This window comes from Novosphingobium huizhouense (assembly GCF_020179475.1).
GTDB lineage: Bacteria > Pseudomonadota > Alphaproteobacteria > Sphingomonadales > Sphingomonadaceae > Novosphingobium > Novosphingobium huizhouense.
Genome location: NZ_JAILXZ010000001.1, coordinates 211789 through 229569 on the forward strand (window position 1 = coordinate 211789; position 17781 = coordinate 229569).

Genomic DNA, 17781 nt, shown 5'->3' on the forward strand with positions numbered 1-17781 from the left:
CGCGATGGCGCGGCTGGCCGACAAACTCGCCTTCGTGACCGGCGGAGCCTCGGGCCTCGGCGCGGCCATCGCCCGCGCCTACGCTGCCGAAGGCGCGCGCGTGGTCATCGCCGACATCGACGAGGCGAACGGCGCGGCGCTCGCCGGCGAGCTTGCCGATGCGCGCTTCGCGCCGCTCGACGTCACGTCGGAGGAATCGTGGGCGGCGGCAGTCGCGCCGTTCGAGCGCATCGACGTGCTGGTCAACAATGCCGGAATCACCACGCTCGGCTCGATCGAGGACTGCACCGTCGCGCAGTTCCGCCACGAGCTCGACATCGACGTGCTCGGCGTGTTCATCGGCATCCAGGCGGCGCTGCCGAAGATGAAGGCGCATGGCGGCTCGATCATCAACATGTCCTCGCTGTCGGGGATCAAGGCCTCGGCCAACCTCGTCGTCTACAACGCGGCCAAGGCGGCGGTGACGCTGATGACCAAGTCCTGCGCGCTGCATTTCGCGCAGGCGGGCTATCCGATCCGCTGCAACTCGATCCATCCCGGCGCGATCCACACCCCGATCATCGACAAGGTGCTGGCGCAATCGGACGATCCCGATGCGCTTTACAGGAGCTTCGTCGAGGTCCACCCGGTCGGCCGGCTCGGCAAGCCCGAGGAAATCGCCGCGATCGCGGTCTACCTCGCCAGCGACGAGAGCGCCTTTGCCACCGGCGCGGAATTCCGCATCGACGGGGGCGCTTCGATTTGAGTCCGCTGCCCAAGCTGCCGATCCGCCAGGTCGCCTATTTCTGCCACGACGTGCGCGAGGCGGCGCTGGCGCACCATGCCGCGTTCGGCTCCGGCCCCTATTTCGTCGCCGACCACATTCCGCTCGCCCGCGCGGTCCATCGCGGCGTCGAGCGCGCGCTCGACCACTCCAGCGCCTACGGCCAGTGGGGCGAGGTGATGATCGAATTCGTCGCGCAGAACAATCCGGGCCCCTCGCCCTTCCACGATCTGTTCCCAGAAGGCTCGGGCCGCTTCGGGCTGCATCACGTCGCGCTGTGGGTCGACGATGTCGACGCCGCGATCGAACGCTTCGCCGCCGCGGGCGCGCCCTGCGCACTGCGTGCGGAAATGAACGACGGCTTCATCTTCGCCTTCGCCGACACCAGCGCGACGCTCGGCCACATGACCGAGCTCTATGCCCCGGTGCCGACGTTGACCGATTTCTACGCGATGGTCGCGCAAGCGGCGGCAAGCTATGCCGGCGGCGACATCATCACCCCCATCGCCTTTTCCTGAAGAGGACCGTCCGCCCGTGAGCGAAAGCTGGCATCCCGTCATCGCCGAGACCGAATTTCCCGCCGAAGGCAAGCTCGCCGCGAAGATCGCCGGGTGGTACGTGCTGGTCGGCAAGACCGAGGACGGCCTTCATGCCGTCAACGACCGCTGCACCCACCAAGCCGCGCTGCTGTCGACCGGGCGCATCCGCCGCGGCGCGATCATGTGCCCGCTGCACGGGGCGCGCTTCGAGATGGCCACCGGCAAGTGCATCGGCAGCGCCTATCGCGACTTGCGCACGTTCCCGCTGCGCGTGACCGACGGGACGATCGAGGTCTGCCTGCCCGACGCGCCGCCGGCGATGGACGAACTGCCGGTCGTGACCGCCTGAACCGCGCCGCCCTGCACCTGACCTAACCCATAGTTTGCCGCATCGGCGCGGGCGCTAGTCTTGCCTGCAAAATCACCCACGGGAGAGACATCCATGCCCTTTACCGGCCCCGCCGAAGACCGCCTCGCCATCCGCGAGCTGCTCGAAACCTATGCCGACGCGGTCACGCGCTGCGATGCGGACGCATGGTCGGCGACCTGGGCACAGGACGCGGAATGGTCGCTGCCCGACTATCCCGAGCTCGGCACGACCAGGGGCCGCGATGCGATCCGCGCGATGTGGGTCGAGGCGATGAAGGGCTATCCCGGGATCATGTTCGAAGCATGGCCCGGCTCGATCGAGGTCGATGGCGATACCGCGACGATGCGCAGCTACACCAGCGAGGTCTACGACCAGGACGGGGTGACCAAGCGTGATCGCGGCGTCTACGAGGACACCTGCGTCAAAGTCGACGGCCGCTGGCTGTTCAAGTCGCGCTCGTTCCGCAACATCCACCGCCAGCACGCGCCCAAGGGCTGCTGAACGCACCCCGGTTCCCTTCACTCAGGACAAGTCCATAAGCCCTGCAGGCGTAATTCTAAGCGAAGCGCCTTAAGTAGCCTCAGTCGTACCAGAAAAAAGCGCGGGACCGCTATAGATCCCGCCTTGGAGGACGACTGAAACATGAGGAACACCGGACTTCTCTTCTGTGCCGCGTCGCTCGCGGCCATGGCACCGGCGGCGGCTTCTGCGGCCGACGACCAACCCGACGCGACCACGACGAGTGACGGCGGCGCTGCTACCAAGCCGCCCGTCGAGGTCTTCTCCACCGGCGTCGCCAAGGGCCGCGACCGGCTGGACAGCGCGACTTCGACCAGCGCGCTGCGCGGCGACGAAATCCAGAAGTTCGGACCACGCTCGCTCGCCGACGTGCTGCGCACGATGGCGGGCCTGCGCGTCGAGTCCGGCATCGGCGAAGGCAACAACAACTACACCGTGCGCGGGCTGCCGCTCGCCGCGGGTGGTTCCAAGTACATGCAGATCCAGGAAGACGGGCTGCCGATCCTCGAATTCGGCGACCTGTTCAATATCGGCACCGACGTCTACCTGCGCAACGACTTCAGCATCGCCGCGATCGAGACGATCCGCGGCGGCTCGGCCTCGACCTTTGCGTCGAACTCGCCCGGCGGGCTGATCAACATCATCAGCCGCACCGGAGACGTCGAAGGCGGCTCGATCCAGGCCTCGAGCGGGCTCGACTTCGACCAGAAGCGGGTCGATTTCACCTACGGCGCCCCGCTCGGCGACAACACCCGCTTCCAGGTCGGCGGCTTCTTCCGCCAGGGCGAAGGCCCGCGGCACATCGGCTTCGACGGCTGGCGCGGCGGACAGGTCAAGCTCAATGTGACCCGCTCGTTCGCCGGCGGCTATGTCCGGCTCTATCTCAAGCTGCTCGACGACCGCTCGCCGACCTACGCCCCCTACTTCGTCAACATCACCGGGACCGATGCGGACCCGAAGTTCGGGAGTTTTCCCGGCTTCCGGCTGAACCGCGACTCGGTGCTCTCGCCCTATCTCGGCCCGGTGGTCACGCTCGACGAGAACAACCGGCCCGCCGCCCTGCCGCTTTCGACCGGTCAGCATGCGGTGTCGAAGTCGGTCGGGCTCGAGTCCCAGTTCGATCTCGGCGGCTGGACCGTGACCGAACGCATGCGCTATTCGGCCAACAGCGGCGATTTCAATCGCGCCTTCCCGTCGAGCGCCAATAGCGTCGCCAATTTCGCCGCGGCGCAGGGTGGTGCGGGCGCGAGCGCGGTCTATGCCAGCGGCCCGCTGGCCGGCCAGCCGATCTCGACCACCACGCCGATCAACGGCAACGGGCTGCTTGCGCTTTACTACGTGTCCTACGTGCGTGCGCACGCGCTCGACAACTTCACCAACGACCTGCGCGCAACGCGTGTGTGGAAGCTCTCGGGCGGCGACCTCACCACCACGATCGGCGCCTACTTCGCCTCGCAGAAGCTCCAGACCACCTGGCTGCACACGGCGATGGACGTCGACGTCAACGGCGGCAAGACCGCGATGGTCGACATCATCAACGCCGCCGGCACGCCGCAGACGCAAGGCGGCTACTATGCCTTCGCGCGCGGAACGAGCCTGTTCCGGCGCGGCTTCGACGTCGATTACCGCGTCTTCGCGCCCTACGGCTCGATCAACTACCACATCGGCAAGATCGCGATCGGCGGGAGCGTGCGCTACGACAGCGGGCGCGTCCGCGGCTCGCTCGTCGGGGCGGACCTCGGCGGTGGCCGCAACGGGCTGATCTCCTACGACATCAACGGCGATGGGCAGATCAGCGCGGCCGAAACGCGCGTCGCCTACCTGCCGCTGACCCAGCCGGCGCCGGTCCGGTACAACTACGGCTACCTGAGCTATTCGGCGGGCGTGAACTACCGCGTGGCCGAGCCCTTCTCGCTGTTCGCACGCTACAGCCTCGGCGCGCGCGCCAATGCCGACAAGATCCTGTTCACCCCGGTGGTGAGCACGCTCGACGGCAGCGTCGCCAGTTCGCGCGACAAGGCCGACAAGGTCCGCCAGCTTGAAGGCGGGTTCAAGTTCCGCAAGGACGGCATCACCGTCAACGCCACCGCCTTCCGCGTTACGGCCGACGACCACAACGTGCTCAACGGCTCGGCCAACCGCACCGACCGGTCGTATCGCGCGACCGGGGTCGAACTCGAAGGCGGGTTCCAGCGCGGGATCTTCAGCCTGATGCTGGGCGCGACCTATACCAAGGCGAAGATCACCGCCGACCGGCTGGACCCGACGCTCACCGGCAACGAGCCGCGCCACCAGCCCGACTGGACCTTCACCGCCACCCCGCAGGTCGATTTCGGCAAGGCCGCGATCGGAGCGAGCATCGTCACGATCACCAAAAGCTATGCGCAGGACTCGAATCTGCTGGTGATGCCCGGCTTCACCACCGTGGGCGCCTATGCCTCGTTCCGGCCGATCGACCGGGTCCAGGTGTCGGTCACCGCGCAGAACCTGTTCGACACGACCGGCATCTTCGAAGTGAACCAGTCGAGCGTGCCCGCCAACGGGATCGGCTTCGCCCGCTCGGTCAACGGTCGCACCGTGCAGGCCGCAGTGCGGCTCGACTTCTGACGACACCGGCGCAGTCCGGTGCAAGAAAGGGGCGGAGCCGCAAGGCCCCGCCCCCTTTTCGTTGCGATGGCGCAGGCGCGTCAGAAGCGCTTGGTCACCGTCACCTGCACCGTGCGCGGCAGGTTGCCGAAGCCGAGCTGGTCGGCATGGACGCCTGCTGCCGTGCCCGTGCCGCTGCCGGTCGAGGGACCGTCGACCACGCCGCTGACGTAGAACGTGTTGGTCAGGTTCTTGCCGATCAGCGCGACCTGCCAGTTGTCGTCCTCGGCGCCAAAGCGGATGCCGGCGTCGAGCGTGGCGTACTTGTCCTGGCGCGAATGCTCGGCGCCGAAGCCCGAAGCGAGGTAGCTCGACGAGAACCGCGCATCGACGTTCAGGCCGACCTTGTAGCCCGATCCCACCGCCGTATCGTAGCCGACGCCGAACGCCCCGGTCCACTCGGGCGCGACCGAAAGCGGCTTGCCGTTCAGGTTCTGGCGCGGCGCGCCGGTCGCCGGATCGGCCAGGTTGCAGCCTTCGGTCGGGGTCTGCCCGGCATAGCACGGCGCCAGCGGGAAGCGGGTGTAGCGCGCGTGGGTGTAGTTGAGCGCGCCGTGGACGTTGAGCCCTTCGATGCTGCGCGGGGCATACTCGAATTCGAGCTCGACGCCCTTGGTCCGGGCATCGGCGGTCAACGTCTGGAACGCGAAGATCGGCGAGTTGAAGAAGTCGACCTGCAGGTCGCCATACTTGTAGGTAAAGGCGGTCAGGTTCAGCCGCAGCTGGTTGTCGGCCAGCGTCGTCTTGACCCCCGCTTCGAACCCGCGCGCCTTTTCAGGGTTGAAGGTGAGGTCGGCGAAGGGATCGGGCGAGAACTTCGAGTTGATGCCGCCGTTGGAGAAGCCGCCCGACTTGTAGGCGGTCTTGTAGGCGCCATAGACGAGGATGCCGCGCTGCGGCTTCCAGGTCAGCGTCACTTCGGGCGACCAGTCGTCGAAGGTCTGCTTGGTCGCGATCTCGCCCAGGCCGTCCGGGTCGTCCTGCGGGCGGAAGATCGTCGTCAGCGCCGGGTTGTTGTAGGGCTGGGTGAAGAAGCTGTCCTTGGTTTCGTGCGTGTAGCGCACGCCGCTCGCCAGTTCGAGCGTGGGGACGATCTTCCAGCTGACCTGGCCGAACAGCGCCGCGGTCTCGCCATCGGTGGTGCTGTACTTGGTGCTGGCGAGGTACTCGTTTTCGGGCGATGCCGCGCTGTTCGACAGCCCCGCGAACATCACGTACTGGTTAAAGATGCGCTTGGTCTTCTGGTACAGGCCGCCGACCATCAGGTTGATCGGGCCGTCGAACGCGGTCTGCGCGCGCAGCTCCTGGCTGAACGAGCGCCAGGTCGAGTTCTCGGTCGCCCAGGTGCCGTTGTCGCTCGACTGGAAGTCGCAGGCGCAAGCCCAGCGGTTGTTGTTGGTGTTGTAGTTGGTGACCGAGCTGATCGTCACGTCGCCCACGTTGTAGGTGATGTTGCCGTTGATCGCCCACGACCGGTAGCGGTTGTAGAGCTGGCCGTCTTCCTCCGAGAACGGGAAGTTGGCCGCGATATCGGTCGGGATGTTGTTCTGGTGGGTGACGAAGTCCCGGCCGCAGACATAGCCGGTCAGCTGGCTCTTGCCCGCCGGGCAGTCGTAGGCGACGTAGTTCCACGAGCTGTTCTTGGTCTTGTTGTAGTCGAAGCTGCCCTTGAGCGTGACCGTCAGGTCGTTGCTGGGCGTGTACTTCAGCGTCAACCGGCCGAGGAATTCCTTCTCGCCCGGCCCGTCCGAGGCAACGCTGGCAGTGTGCGGCGTGGCCGCGAAGCCGTCGGCGACGTCGGCGGTGGTATAGGTGCGGACCACCGAGACGTTGTCGTAGTAGGCGCCGTCCATCTTGGTGCCGCGCAGCGCCAGGCGGACGCCGAAGGTGTCCGACAGCGGGCCAGAGGCGATGAACTCGCCCATGTACTGCTGCGCCTTGAACTCGTAGCCGGCCTTGGCGACGAACTCGCGCTCGCTGCCCGGATCGTTGGTGGTCAGGCTGATCACGCCGGCGGTCGCGTTCTTGCCGAAGAACAGCGCCTGCGGACCCTTGAGCACTTCGACGCGCTTGAGGTCGAAGAAGCCTTCCTGGATGATGCGCCCCTGGCCGTAGTAGGCGCCGTCGACGACGACGGCCACCGACTGCTCGATGCCGATCGAGGTCGAGGACGAGCCGATGCCGCGCATCGTCAGCTGCGCGCCCGAACCGTTCGATGCGCGCCCGACGTTGAGGTTGGGCGTCGCCGCCGCGATCTTCTCGATCGAGGTGATATCGCGCTGCTGAATGACCTTTTCCGAAATCGCGGTGACCGCCACCGGAACCGTCTGCACCGATTCCTCGCGCTTGCGCGCGGTGACGATGATTTCCTCGAGGCCGCCGGCGGAGGCGGCGTCACCGGCCTGCGCGGCTTGCGCGTGAGCGACCTGCGCGCCGCCCAGCATGCACGATGCGAGCAGCACGCCCTTGAGCGATGCCTTCATGTAGTCCTCCCAGAGTTGCTTTCCCGCGCCACGTACCCGCCCGCCCGCACCGCGCCGCCTGCAATTTGCGCCAGACTAGCAGAAAGATCAGGGACATGGCGGATCGGACGAAAGGCCCGCAGAGCCGCGCCGACGTCGCCGACAAAAGCAATCCGACTGGCTTTTTTTACAGGGTTCCGTTTCCGGTCGACGGCGTAATGTTGCTGGTGGGAGAGAAGCCGAAAAGGCATCCGGTTGCAGCAGGCCCGCAAGCGAGCTGCCGCAGCCAAGCGCGGAACCGTCATGCGATCACGCCAGGGGCGTGGTCCGTCCGCGTCGCACGTCGAGCTTTCCTCCCGTCACGCGTCCTGCGGCGCGATCGGCATCCGGCCGCCGCCCGGGGACATTGATTTGGGGGGAAAGATGAAGACCGGCCTTGCACCAGCCAACCTGCCGACGCGGACTGCCCTGCGCGCCGCCGCGCTCGCCGCGACGATGCTCGCCAGCGCGCCCGCCTTTGCCGAAGACGCCGCCCCGGCCGCCAGCCCGGCCAGTGGCTCGGCCGACAGCGGCATCGAACAGATCACCGTCACCGCGCGCAAGCGCGTCGAGGACGTGCAGAGCGTCCCGCTCGCCGTCTCCGCGATCGGCGGCAAGGCGCTCGAGGCGCGCTTCGTCCCCGACGTGCGGGCAGTGGCCAAGTACATCCCCAACGTCCAGCTCGGCCAGGTCCAGTATTCGGGCGCCACGCTGTCCGCCTCGATCCGCGGCATCAGCTTCGCCGACATCGAACGCTCGTTCGAACCTGCCGTCGCAACCTCGATCGACGGCATCTTCCTCGCCTCGAACACCGGGGCGCTGGTCGACATGTTCGACGTCGAATCGATCGAAGTGCTGCGTGGCCCGCAGGGCACGCTGTTCGGCCGCAACACCGTCGGCGGCATCATCAACGTCAAGCGCTCGCGCCCGACCGGCGAACTCGGCGCCAAGCTCTCGGTCACGGTCGGCTCTTACGGCCGCAACGACTACCGCGGCGTGTTCAACGCCCCGCTGATCAAGGACGTGCTTGCCGCCAAGATTGGCGTGTTCTCGATCAACAGCAACAGCTTCACCTACGATGCGACCACCCGCAAGGCCGAGCCCGGCCTCGACCGCCTCGACATCCAGGGCAGCCTGCTGTTCACCCCCACGCCCGATTTCGAGGCGCTGCTCACCTACGAGCACCTGCGCGACCGCTCGCACTATCCCAACCCGGTCAACCAGTCGGTCGGCGCGCAGAGCAACGGCTATGGCGGCGAGCTTGCCTGCACCGTCTTCGCGCTTTGCGGCCATCCCGAGGAATACGAGAAGAGCGGCTACCGCGTCTCCTATGGCGGCCTGCCCTTCTCGGCGCCGCTCGATGCCGACAACTTCACCCTGAACATGAAGTACAAGGCCGACAACTTCTCGATCGTGTCGGTCACCGGCTACTGGAAGAACAAGGACTCGCTCGACATCGACAACATCGGCGATGCGCTGGCCCCGGGCACGCCGTTGTTCCACCCGGTGCGCAAGCTCCACGGCGACCAGTTCAGCCAGGAGCTGCGCATCGACACCGACTTCGACGGCCTGTTCAACATGGTCGCCGGGGTCTACTACTTCCAGTCGACTTATTCGCTCGACAACCAGAGCGTCTACATCGCCGACGGAACGGCAAATCCCGCCAACCGCGTCGACACCTTCAGCGCCGGCCAGACGGTCAAGTCCTATGCCGCCTTCGCCGAAACCTACTGGAAGGTGACGCCGACCACCCGCATCACCATCGGCGGTCGCTACACGCACGAAACCAAGGACTTCCACGTCGAGAAGCCGGCGGTGTCGGCGGCCGAGGGCGGGCCCTACAAGTGCCCCGACGTCAACTCGACCTACGCCCCGTGCCGCGATCCCTCGCTCAAGTTCAACCGCTTCACCCCGCGCGTCTCGATCGACCAGGAACTCGCTCGCGACATCATGACCTACGCGTCCTGGTCGCGCGGTTTCCGGTCGGGCGGCTGGAACGGGCGCCCGGGCTCGACCCCGGATTCGATCGGCCCGTACCAGCCGGAAATCGTCGACAGCTACGAACTGGGCCTGCGCACGAAGTTCTGGGACAACCGCGCGATCTTCAACGTGACGCTGTTCCAGACCGAGTACAAGAACAAGCAGGAAGACCAGATCCGCTCGAACCCGGTGCTGCCGACTTCGACGGTCACCTTCGTCGAGAACGCGGGCAAGGCGCGCTTCCAGGGCGTCGAGCTCGAGGCGCAGCTGCGTCCGGTGCCCGAATTCCACCTGTTCGCCTCGGCCGGCTATCTCAAGGCCAAGTACCTCCAGTTCCTCGACGGAAGCGGCAACGACGTCAGCGCCACGAAGCAGCTGCGTTACGCGCCGAAGTGGAACACCAGCATCGGCGGCGAATACACCTTCGAGCTCGGCGGCAACAACCAGATCGTGTTCAACACCAACCTCAAGTACATCGACAAGTACGTTACCGAGTCGAGCGTCGATCCGGCTGGCCTCGGCCGCGAGATCATCCCGGCGCACACCGCGGTGGATGCTTCGCTGACCTACACCGGGCGCCTCGCCTCGCTGAAGCAGTACAAGATTTCGGCTTTCGTCAACGACGCCTTCCACGATGGCGGGCGCATCGTGCGGTCGAGCTATGCCGGACCGTTCTGGTTCAGCGATCGCATCCCCAACCGCACCTGGGGCGTCGAGGCGCAAGTCGAATTCTGACGGCGCGTCCCCTCGGCCGACCTGCAAGGCGCCCGCTCTCCCTGCCGAGGGCGGGCGCTTTCGCACCCCGACCTCGGGGATTGGCCAGTTGCCCCGCACCGCCCGCAGGCCGATCCCGTCGCCACGAACGAGAGGATCCCCGATGACCAGCACCAATCGCTTCTGGCAGCTCGACCGCCATCCCAGGGGCAACGACTTTGCCGCCGCGCTGTCGCTGCGCGAGGAAGCGCTCGCGCCGCTCGGCGAGGGCGAAGTGCGGGTTCGCACCGGCTGGCTGTCGATGGACGCGGGCACCCGGATGTGGATGAGCCCGCGCACCGACGGCTACCAGCCGCCGCTGCCGCTCCGCTCCAGGATGGTCGGGCTGGTGCTCGGGCGCGTGACCGAAAGTCGCGACCCCGCCTTCCCGGTTGGCGCGCTCGTGCGCGGCTTCGGGCAGTGGGCCGAATTCGCCACCATGCTCCCCGCGCTCGCCGGGCTCGAAGTGGTCGACGACGGCATTGCCGACGTACGCCAGCACTTCGGCGCGCTCGGCATGAATGCCTGGACCGCCTATGTCGGGGTGAAGGAAGTGGCTGCCGTCAAAGCGGGCGAATGGCTGGTCGTCTCGGCCGCAGCGGGCGCCACCGGCAGCCTTGCCTGCCAGGTCGGCAAGGCGCTCGGCGCAAGGATCGTCGGCATCGCCGGTGGCCCGGCCAAGTGCGCGTTCCTGCGCGAAACGCTCGGCGTCGACCTCGCGCTCGATTACAAGGCCGACGATGTCGCCGCCGGGCTTGCGGCAATCGAGGGCGGCGTCCACGCCTATTTCGACAATGTCGGCGGGCCGCTGCTCGATGCGGTCCTGCCGAACATGGCGCACTACGGCCGCGTCGCGATCTGCGGCATGGTCGCGGCCTACGATGCCGACGCGCCGCTTCCCGGCCCCGCGCGCTTCGACCAGGTGCTGATGCGCCGGCTGCGGATCGAGGGCTTCTTCATCCCCGACTTCCTCGAACGCGGCGCCGAGTTCCTGCCGGTGCTGCGCCAATGGCACGACGAGGGCCGGTTGGCGGTCCCGCTCGACGAGAGCGAGGGCATCGAGAACACGCTCGTCGCCTACGACCGGATGCTGAGCGGCAAGGCCATCGGCAAGGTCATCGTCCGCGTCGCCGGCGACGACTGACCCGCGCCTTCGTGCAAAAAGGCCGGCCCGACCGAAGCGGACCGGCCCCTTGCGCCGGCGCGGCGGTGCAGCTCAGACCGCGGTCATCCCGCCGTCGACGACGAACTCGGCGCCGGTCACGTATCTCGCCTCGTCCGAAGCAAGGAACAGGTTCATGTTGGCGATGTCTTCGGGCTCGCCCATGAAGCCCATCGGCACCGCGGCGAGCACCGCATCGAAGTTGGCCGCATTGTCCTCCTGCGCCACGCCCTGGATGTTGGTCAGGATCATGCCGGGGTGGACCGAGTTGACGCGGATGCCTTCGCGCGCGGTCTCGATCGCAACCGTCTTGCTGAACAGCCGCACCCCGCCCTTGGACGCGGCATAGGCGCTGCAACCCGGCACGCCGATCATCCCCGCGACCGAGCTGATGTTGATGATCGACCCCTTGGTCGCGGTCTTGCGCATCAGCGCGACCGCCCGGCTGGTGCCGAAGAACACGCTGTCGAGATTGACGCCGAGCTGGCGGTTCCAGTCCGCGGTCGTCACCTCCGCGATCGGGCCGAGAACGGCGATCCCGGCATTGTTGACGATCACGTCGAGCCGGCCGTCCTCGGCTTCGATCGCGGCGAACACTGCATCCCACGCCGCCTCGTCGGTCACGTCGTGGCCCATCGCGCGCGCCTGTCCGCCCGCCGCGTTGATCTCGTCGGCGCGGGCCTGCGCACCGGCAGCGTCGCGGTCGGTGATCCAGACCTTGGCGCCTTCCTCGGCAAAGCGCTTCGCCGTCGCGCTGCCGAGGCCGGGCACCGAGGCGCCTCCGGTGACGAGCGCGATCTTGCCGGAAAGTCGGGACATTACAGAACTCCGTAAAAAAAGGGGCGAGGCCGCAAGGCCCCGCCCCCGAGGGTGGTAGAGAGTTTACACCGCGCCGGCGTCAGAACTTGATGCCGATCGTGCCGCCGAAGGTGCGCGGCTCGAGCGCCATGCCGAACGACCACAGCCCGGCCACGGTGAACGCGTGGGTCGTAGTGCGGATGTCGGCGAGGTTGCGGCCGAACACGCGGAAGTAGGCCTCCGAGCCGTTCGACAGGTTGAAGTTGAACGTCATGCTGGCGTCGACCAGGTCCTGCGTGACGGTGCGGACCCGCGGGTCGTTGCCGTTGACGGTAATGCCGGTGATCTTGCCTGCGGCGTCCTTGGCCACGGTCTGCGAGGCGACCGAGAGCTGCTCGTCGTAAGGACTGATGTGGCGCCAGCCGACGTTGGTCACGACCTTGCCGAAACTCGTCGGCAGGGTGTGCTCGAGCCCGAGCGAGCCGGTGAACTTGGGCGCGTAGATCAGCCGGTTGGCCGAGAAGTCGACCGGGACCAGGCCGGTCGGTGCGGCAGCGTCGGGGCTGCAACGATTGACCGCTTCGGCTCCCCCGGCAACGCCGCAGGTGACGAAGTTGCGGAAGTGCGATTCCATGTACGCGGCCGAGGCGGTGATCTTCAGGTTGTTCGAGACGCGGAAGCTGCCGTCCATCTCGATGCCCTTGATCAGCGCGCCGCCCGGCACGTTGCCGGTGATCGTCTGGTTGCCGGTCGGACCGCCGGGCACGGTCAGGTTCTGCTGCATGTCCTTGTAGTCGGACACGTAGCCGGCCAGGTTGAGCTCGAGCTTGCGGTCGAACGCGGCGAGCTTCGCGCCGATTTCGAAAGCGTCGACCGTCTCGGGCTGGAACGGCGTGCTGGCGGTCTCGGCAGTCGCGGCGCGCGGGCTGAAGCCGCCCGAACGATAGCCGCGCGACCATGAGGCATAGACCATCAGATCGTTGTTCGGACGATAGTCGATGCCGACCTTCGGCGTGAACTTGCTGAAGCTTGCGTCACCCTTGCCGATCAGGCCGGACGTGGCGAAGCTGTTGGTCAGCTTCTTGTTGTCGTGGCTCCAGCGACCGCCGAACGACAGGCGGACCTTGTCGACCACTTCCCAGTTGAAGTCGCCGAAGAAGGCATAGCTTTCGGTCTTGCCTTCGACATGCTGGGCGTTCTTGTCGAAATCGACCGGGGGCACGTCGGGCGAGAAGCCGAACACGCGCGACCATTGCGTCAGGTCGTAGCTCGACTTGAAGAAGTACCCGCCGACGACGTAGTCAAAGCCGTCCATCAGCTTGCCGGCCGCGCGCAGTTCCTGGCTGAACTGGGTGTAGTGCTGGCGACGATCGACATAGTACAGGTCGGTCGACGAACCGTCGAAGTCCTGCGTCTGCGTCTCCTTCGAATGGCGCCAGCCGGTGATCGAGGTCAGCTTCACCGCATCGAGATCGAGGTTCATCTCCAGCGTGCCGTTGGGCGCATTGTACCGGCTCGACGCGGCCGCGCCGAAGGTGGTGTAGAGGTCGTCGGTGGTGTTGCGGTTGCATTCGCGCGCCGGGATGAAGCCGCAGAACACTTCGCCGGTCTTGGTGATGTTGCTCACCACCGGGTCGAAGGTCTGGACGACGTTCTCGATCGTGAACTGCGCATCGAACGCGCTGCCGGTCGGCTTGAACAGCAGGCTCGCGCCATAGCTGTCGCCCTTGCTCCAGCCGGCATCGACGTTGCGGACGACGTTGCGGTAGAAGCCGTCGGTCTGGTTGTGGAAGTACCAGGCCTTGATGCCCCAGGTCTCGCCGTCGCCGTAGTTGGCGATCGCCTTGGCCGCCCAGGTGTTCCAGCGGCCATAGGTCAGCTCGGCCTTCAGGCCCGGCTCCATCGTCGGCTTGCTGCGGGTGATGTTGATCACGCCGCCGATGGTGTTGGCGCCGAACAGCGTGCCCTGCGGTCCGCGCAGCACTTCGATCTGCGCGATGTCGAAGGCATCCTGCAGCTGGCCGGTGTTGGTGCCGATGGTGACGCCATCGACGACGACGCCGACGGTCGGGGTCTGCGACTTCTCGATGTCGGCATAGGTCAGGCCGCGGATCGAGATGTTGGCGGCCTGCGCGCCCGAATTCTGCTGGGTGATGAGCAGGCCGGGCGCCGCGCCCTGGAGATCGCCGATGTTCACCGCCGCCTTGGCTTCGAGCATCGCGGTGTTGACCGCGGTGATCGCGACCGGGGTCGACTGCAGCGTTTCGTCGCGGCGGCGGGCGGTCACGATGATCGCGCCATCGTCGACCGCCGTGGCGTCGGCCTGCGCGGTCTGCGGCGCCTGCGCCTGTTCGTCCGCGGCGAAGGCGGGCGCCGAAAGTGCGATTGTCGAAATGCCAGCGAGAGCGGCCAGCGTGGCCCTCCGCGCGAACGCGTTACCCATGTCATCCTCCCATGGCCGAACGGCGCATCGTTGACGCCGTTTCCACGCTGCCAATCCTGACACCACCGCTGCCCGAACCAACTGCAACTTGTTACAGGTGTGTCCCGTGCGCCGCAGGGCATGCTTCGGACAAGATAAGGGAGAGTACGCAAGATGTCCGTGAATCGCCGATTCCTGCTGGCTCGCCGCCCCCATGGCGAACCCGTGCCGCAAGATTTCGACCTCGTCTCCGAGCCGATCCCGCACGCGCCCGAGGGCGGCTTCGTGGTCCGCAACTGCTATGCCTCGCTCGATCCCGCGCAGCGCGGGTGGATGGACGATGCGCCCAGCTACATGCCGCCGATCCCGCTCGGCGATCCGGTGCGCGCGACCACGGTGGGCGTCGTATCGGCTTCGAATACCGACGAATTCCAGGTCGGCGACTGGGTCATGGGTCTCAACGCGCTCGAGGATTACTCGGTCAACCAGGCCGGCGGCTTCACGATGAAGGTGGACCCTTCACTGGTCGATTCGCCCTCGAAGTTCCTCTCGGCGATGGGCGCCGTCGGCCTCACCGCCTATTTCGGCCTCGTCGACGTGGCCAAGCCCCGGCCCGGCGAAACGCTGCTGGTTTCGGGCGCGGCGGGCGCGGTGGGCTCGGCGGTCGGCCAGATCGGCAAGATCATGGGCGCGCGGGTCATCGGCATCGCCGGCGGGGCGGCCAAGTGCCGCCGCCTGCTCGACGACTACGGCTTCGATGTCGCCATCGACTACAAGGGCAAGAGCGTCGACCAGCTCGCCGCCGAGATCCGCGCCGCCGCGCCCGAAGGCGCCGACGTGGTCTTCGAGAACGTCGGCGGCGATGTCATGGACGCCGAGCTGATGAACCTCGCCAAGCATGCGCGGATCGTGCTGTGCGGCCTGATCAGCGAATACAATTCGCCGCAGAAGATCGGCGTGCGCAACCTGTGGCAGGTGCTGGCGCAGCAGGCGACGCTCTACGGCTATCTGATCATGGACTATGCCCCGCGCTTTGCCGAAGGCGGGGCGGTCATGGCCGGATGGATGGCGCAAGGCCGGCTGCGCATCGACGAGGACGTGCAGGAGGGGCTCGAGAACGCCTACGCCGCGTTCATGCGGCTGTTCACCGGGGCCAACACCGGCAAGCTCGTGCTGAAGATCGCCGATGGCCTGTGAGCGCCTCAAGGGCCGCAAGGCCATCGTCACGGGCGCCGGATCGGGCATCGGCGCGGCCGTCGCGGCACGGTTGCGGGCCGAGGGGGCGCAGGTCTTGACCTGCGACCTGAAAGGCGAAGTCGACCATCTCGCCGACGTCGCCGCGCAAGGCGCGAGCGCCGATCTCGTCGCGCGGGCGGTGGTGGCGATGGGCGGGCTCGACACGCTGGTGCCCTGCGCCGGCATCAGCGCCTTCACCCCGCTCGAAGGACACGAGGACGCCTATTTCGAGCGCGTCTTCGCGGTGAACGTGTTCGCGGTGTTCCGGCTGGTGCGCGATGCGGTGCCCCTGCTCAAGGCGGCGGGCAACGGGCGGATCGTGACGATCGGCTCGACCACCTCGAGCTTCGGCGACGAGGGCCTTGCCGCCTATGCCGCATCCAAGCACGCGGTGCTCGGCCTGACGAAGGCGATCGCCGCCGAGCTCGGTCCGTTTGGCGTTACCGCAACTTGCGTCCAGCCCGGCGCGATCGACACGCCGATGACCGCGCCCGCCTTCACCGAGATGCCCGAATACAAGACGTTCTGGGAGAACAAGGCGTCGTTGCGCCGGCTCGGCGAGCCGCAGGACATCGCCGACGTCGTCGCCTTCCTGTGCAGCGACGACGCGCGGTTCGTCACCGGCCACGGCCTGTGGGTCGACGGCGGGGCGATGGCGCGGCACTAGGCCCCGCGTCATCGCCCGCGCCGTTTCACGACGGTGCGATCACGCCCTCGCCTTCACGCCAGACCGGGCGGATCTGGGCGTCCGAATAGATCTCCATGATCTCGAACACGTTGCCGAAGAAGTCGCGGCAATAGGTCGCGGCATAGCCCTGCTTGCGGCCCTCCTCGTCCACCGTGATGCCCCCCATCGACGGCGGCGTGTGGACGCGGATTCCGGCCTCGAGCAGCCGCCGGTAGCAGGCCTGGACGTCCTCCACCTGCACCGCGAAGTGGGTGTAGCCGTAGCGGTTGACCCCTTGGTCGGGATCCTGCGGCGCCGAGCGGGGTGCGAGGTATTCGAAGACCTCGATATGCGCATTGCCGAGCCGGCACATGAACTGGCGCGCCGCGCTGTCCTTGAGCCCGACGACCGCATCGATGAACGGATTGGCGCTCCATTCGAACGGCGGGCCGACCTCCTCGGCGCCGAGCAGGTCGATGTAGAATTCGCGCGCCTTGTCGAGATCGGGGACCGACACCCCGACGTGCTGGATGCCGCGGGCCCCGATCGTCATGGCCTCGCCGCCTTCAGAACTGGACGCGCTTGGTGTAGCCGCCGTCGATCACGACGTTGGTGCCGGTGGTGTAGGACGAGGCCGGGCTGGCGAGGAACACGATGGTCTTTGCGACCTCTTCGGGGCCGCCCCAGCGGCCGAGCGCGAACTGCGCCTGGGTGGCGTTGTAGAGATCGGGCACGGCGCTTTCGATCGCTTCCCAGTTGCCGCCGGCGAACTTGATCGGCCCGGGCGAGACGGTGTTGACGCGGATGCCCTTGGGACCGAGCGCCTGGCTCAGCTGGCCGGCATAGACGATCAGCGCGCCCTTGAGCGCGTTGTAGCCCTGCGGCACGATGAAGGTCTCGAGCCCGGCGGTCGAAGCGGTGATCACGATCGAGCCCTCGCCACTCCTGCTCAGCGCCTCGTCGAGCACTTCGGCGCCGATCACCGCGCCCATGATATCGAAGTCGAGCGTCTTGTGCCAGTCGCCCGTGGCGCCGGCGCCCGAGGTCGAGATCATCGGCACGAAGATGTCGCAGCCGCCGAGCGCCGCCTCGGCCTGCTGGAGCCAGGCGCGATAGGCGTCGTGGCCGGCTTCCATGTCGAAGGCCGAACCGTGGACCTTGCCGCCATGCGCCTCGAGCGCGGCGACGGTCTCGGCGACCTGCTCGGCATTGCGCGAGCAGAACGCGACGTCCGCGCCCTCGGCCGCGAACAGTTCGACGGTGGCGCGACCGATGCCGCGGCTGCCGCCGGTCAGAATGACTTTCTTGCCCTTGAGGCCCAGATCCATGACGTTCTCCTCGATCCCGTAAGGTTCGTTGTCGGTTGCTTGGCGCGGACGATGCCCGGCGCGCGCGCAGGGTGGCACTGCCCTTTTTGTCAGGACC

At 67.0% G+C, this 17781-nt stretch carries 14 protein-coding genes; 9 read left to right on the forward strand and 5 right to left on the reverse strand.

Going from position 1 to position 17781, the window contains the following annotated elements; genetic code table 11:
* Positions 1 to 4: 4 nt before the first annotated feature.
* From K3A85_RS01040 to K3A85_RS01060, 5 genes are all read left to right on the forward strand, one after another.
* Positions 5 to 745: a glucose 1-dehydrogenase gene (locus K3A85_RS01040; RefSeq protein WP_225204634.1), complete on the forward strand. Its 741-nt coding sequence runs from the start codon at positions 5 to 7 to the stop codon at positions 743 to 745.
* On the forward strand, positions 742 to 1281 hold the full coding sequence (locus K3A85_RS01045; protein ID WP_225204635.1) for a VOC family protein: 540 nt from the start codon (positions 742 to 744) through the stop codon (positions 1279 to 1281). Before K3A85_RS01040 ends, K3A85_RS01045 begins: the two co-directional genes overlap by 4 nt.
* A 16-nt stretch (positions 1282 to 1297) precedes the next feature.
* On the forward strand, positions 1298 to 1651 hold the full coding sequence (locus K3A85_RS01050; RefSeq protein WP_225204636.1) for a Rieske (2Fe-2S) protein: 354 nt from the start codon (positions 1298 to 1300) through the stop codon (positions 1649 to 1651).
* A 93-nt stretch (positions 1652 to 1744) separates the two neighbouring features.
* Positions 1745 to 2173, forward strand: coding sequence for a nuclear transport factor 2 family protein (locus tag K3A85_RS01055; protein ID WP_225204637.1), 429 nt, complete (start codon positions 1745 to 1747; stop codon positions 2171 to 2173).
* A 141-nt stretch (positions 2174 to 2314) separates the two neighbouring features.
* Positions 2315 to 4798 (forward strand): TonB-dependent receptor domain-containing protein, encoded by a 2484-nt coding sequence (locus K3A85_RS01060; protein ID WP_225204638.1) that lies wholly within the window; start codon positions 2315 to 2317, stop codon positions 4796 to 4798.
* Between the two features lie 80 nt (positions 4799 to 4878).
* Here K3A85_RS01060 and K3A85_RS01065 read toward each other — a convergent pair whose 3' ends face one another.
* The gene (locus tag K3A85_RS01065; RefSeq protein ID WP_225204639.1) at positions 4879 to 7320 is read right to left on the reverse strand and encodes a TonB-dependent receptor; all 2442 of its coding nucleotides are present in this window, start codon (positions 7318 to 7320) and stop codon (positions 4879 to 4881) included.
* 402 nt (positions 7321 to 7722) lie between these two features.
* Here K3A85_RS01065 and K3A85_RS01070 point away from each other — a divergent pair, with 402 nt between their 5' ends.
* The gene (locus K3A85_RS01070; protein WP_225204640.1) at positions 7723 to 10053 is read left to right on the forward strand and encodes a TonB-dependent receptor; all 2331 of its coding nucleotides are present in this window, start codon (positions 7723 to 7725) and stop codon (positions 10051 to 10053) included.
* 142 nt (positions 10054 to 10195) lie between these two features.
* Positions 10196 to 11215, forward strand: coding sequence for an NADP-dependent oxidoreductase (locus tag K3A85_RS01075; RefSeq protein WP_225204641.1), 1020 nt, complete (start codon positions 10196 to 10198; stop codon positions 11213 to 11215).
* A 72-nt stretch (positions 11216 to 11287) separates the two neighbouring features.
* Here K3A85_RS01075 and K3A85_RS01080 read toward each other — a convergent pair whose 3' ends face one another.
* On the reverse strand, positions 11288 to 12052 hold the full coding sequence (locus K3A85_RS01080; RefSeq protein ID WP_225204642.1) for an SDR family NAD(P)-dependent oxidoreductase: 765 nt from the start codon (positions 12050 to 12052) through the stop codon (positions 11288 to 11290).
* A 79-nt stretch (positions 12053 to 12131) separates the two neighbouring features.
* Positions 12132 to 14474: a TonB-dependent receptor gene (locus K3A85_RS01085; protein ID WP_225204643.1), complete on the reverse strand. Its 2343-nt coding sequence runs from the start codon at positions 14472 to 14474 to the stop codon at positions 12132 to 12134.
* Between the two features lie 153 nt (positions 14475 to 14627).
* Here K3A85_RS01085 and K3A85_RS01090 point away from each other — a divergent pair, with 153 nt between their 5' ends.
* Positions 14628 to 15650 carry an NADP-dependent oxidoreductase gene (locus K3A85_RS01090; protein WP_225204644.1) on the forward strand — a complete coding sequence of 341 codons (1023 nt, stop codon included), beginning with the start codon at positions 14628 to 14630 and terminating at the stop codon, positions 15648 to 15650.
* Complete coding sequence (locus tag K3A85_RS01095; protein WP_225204645.1) at positions 15640 to 16356, forward strand: SDR family NAD(P)-dependent oxidoreductase; 717 nt, start codon at positions 15640 to 15642, stop codon at positions 16354 to 16356. The genes K3A85_RS01090 and K3A85_RS01095 overlap by 11 nt, the downstream gene beginning before the upstream one ends.
* A gap of 25 nt (positions 16357 to 16381) precedes the next feature.
* Here K3A85_RS01095 and K3A85_RS01100 read toward each other — a convergent pair whose 3' ends face one another.
* Together K3A85_RS01100 and K3A85_RS01105 are read right to left on the reverse strand one after the other, a co-directional pair.
* Entirely contained in the window at positions 16382 to 16909 is a 528-nt protein-coding gene (locus tag K3A85_RS01100) for a VOC family protein (protein WP_225204646.1), read from the reverse strand.
* 13 nt (positions 16910 to 16922) lie between these two features.
* Positions 16923 to 17684, reverse strand: a complete 762-nt coding sequence (locus tag K3A85_RS01105; RefSeq protein ID WP_225204647.1) for an SDR family NAD(P)-dependent oxidoreductase — start codon at positions 17682 to 17684, stop codon at positions 16923 to 16925.
* Between the last annotated feature and the right edge of the window lie 97 nt (positions 17685 to 17781).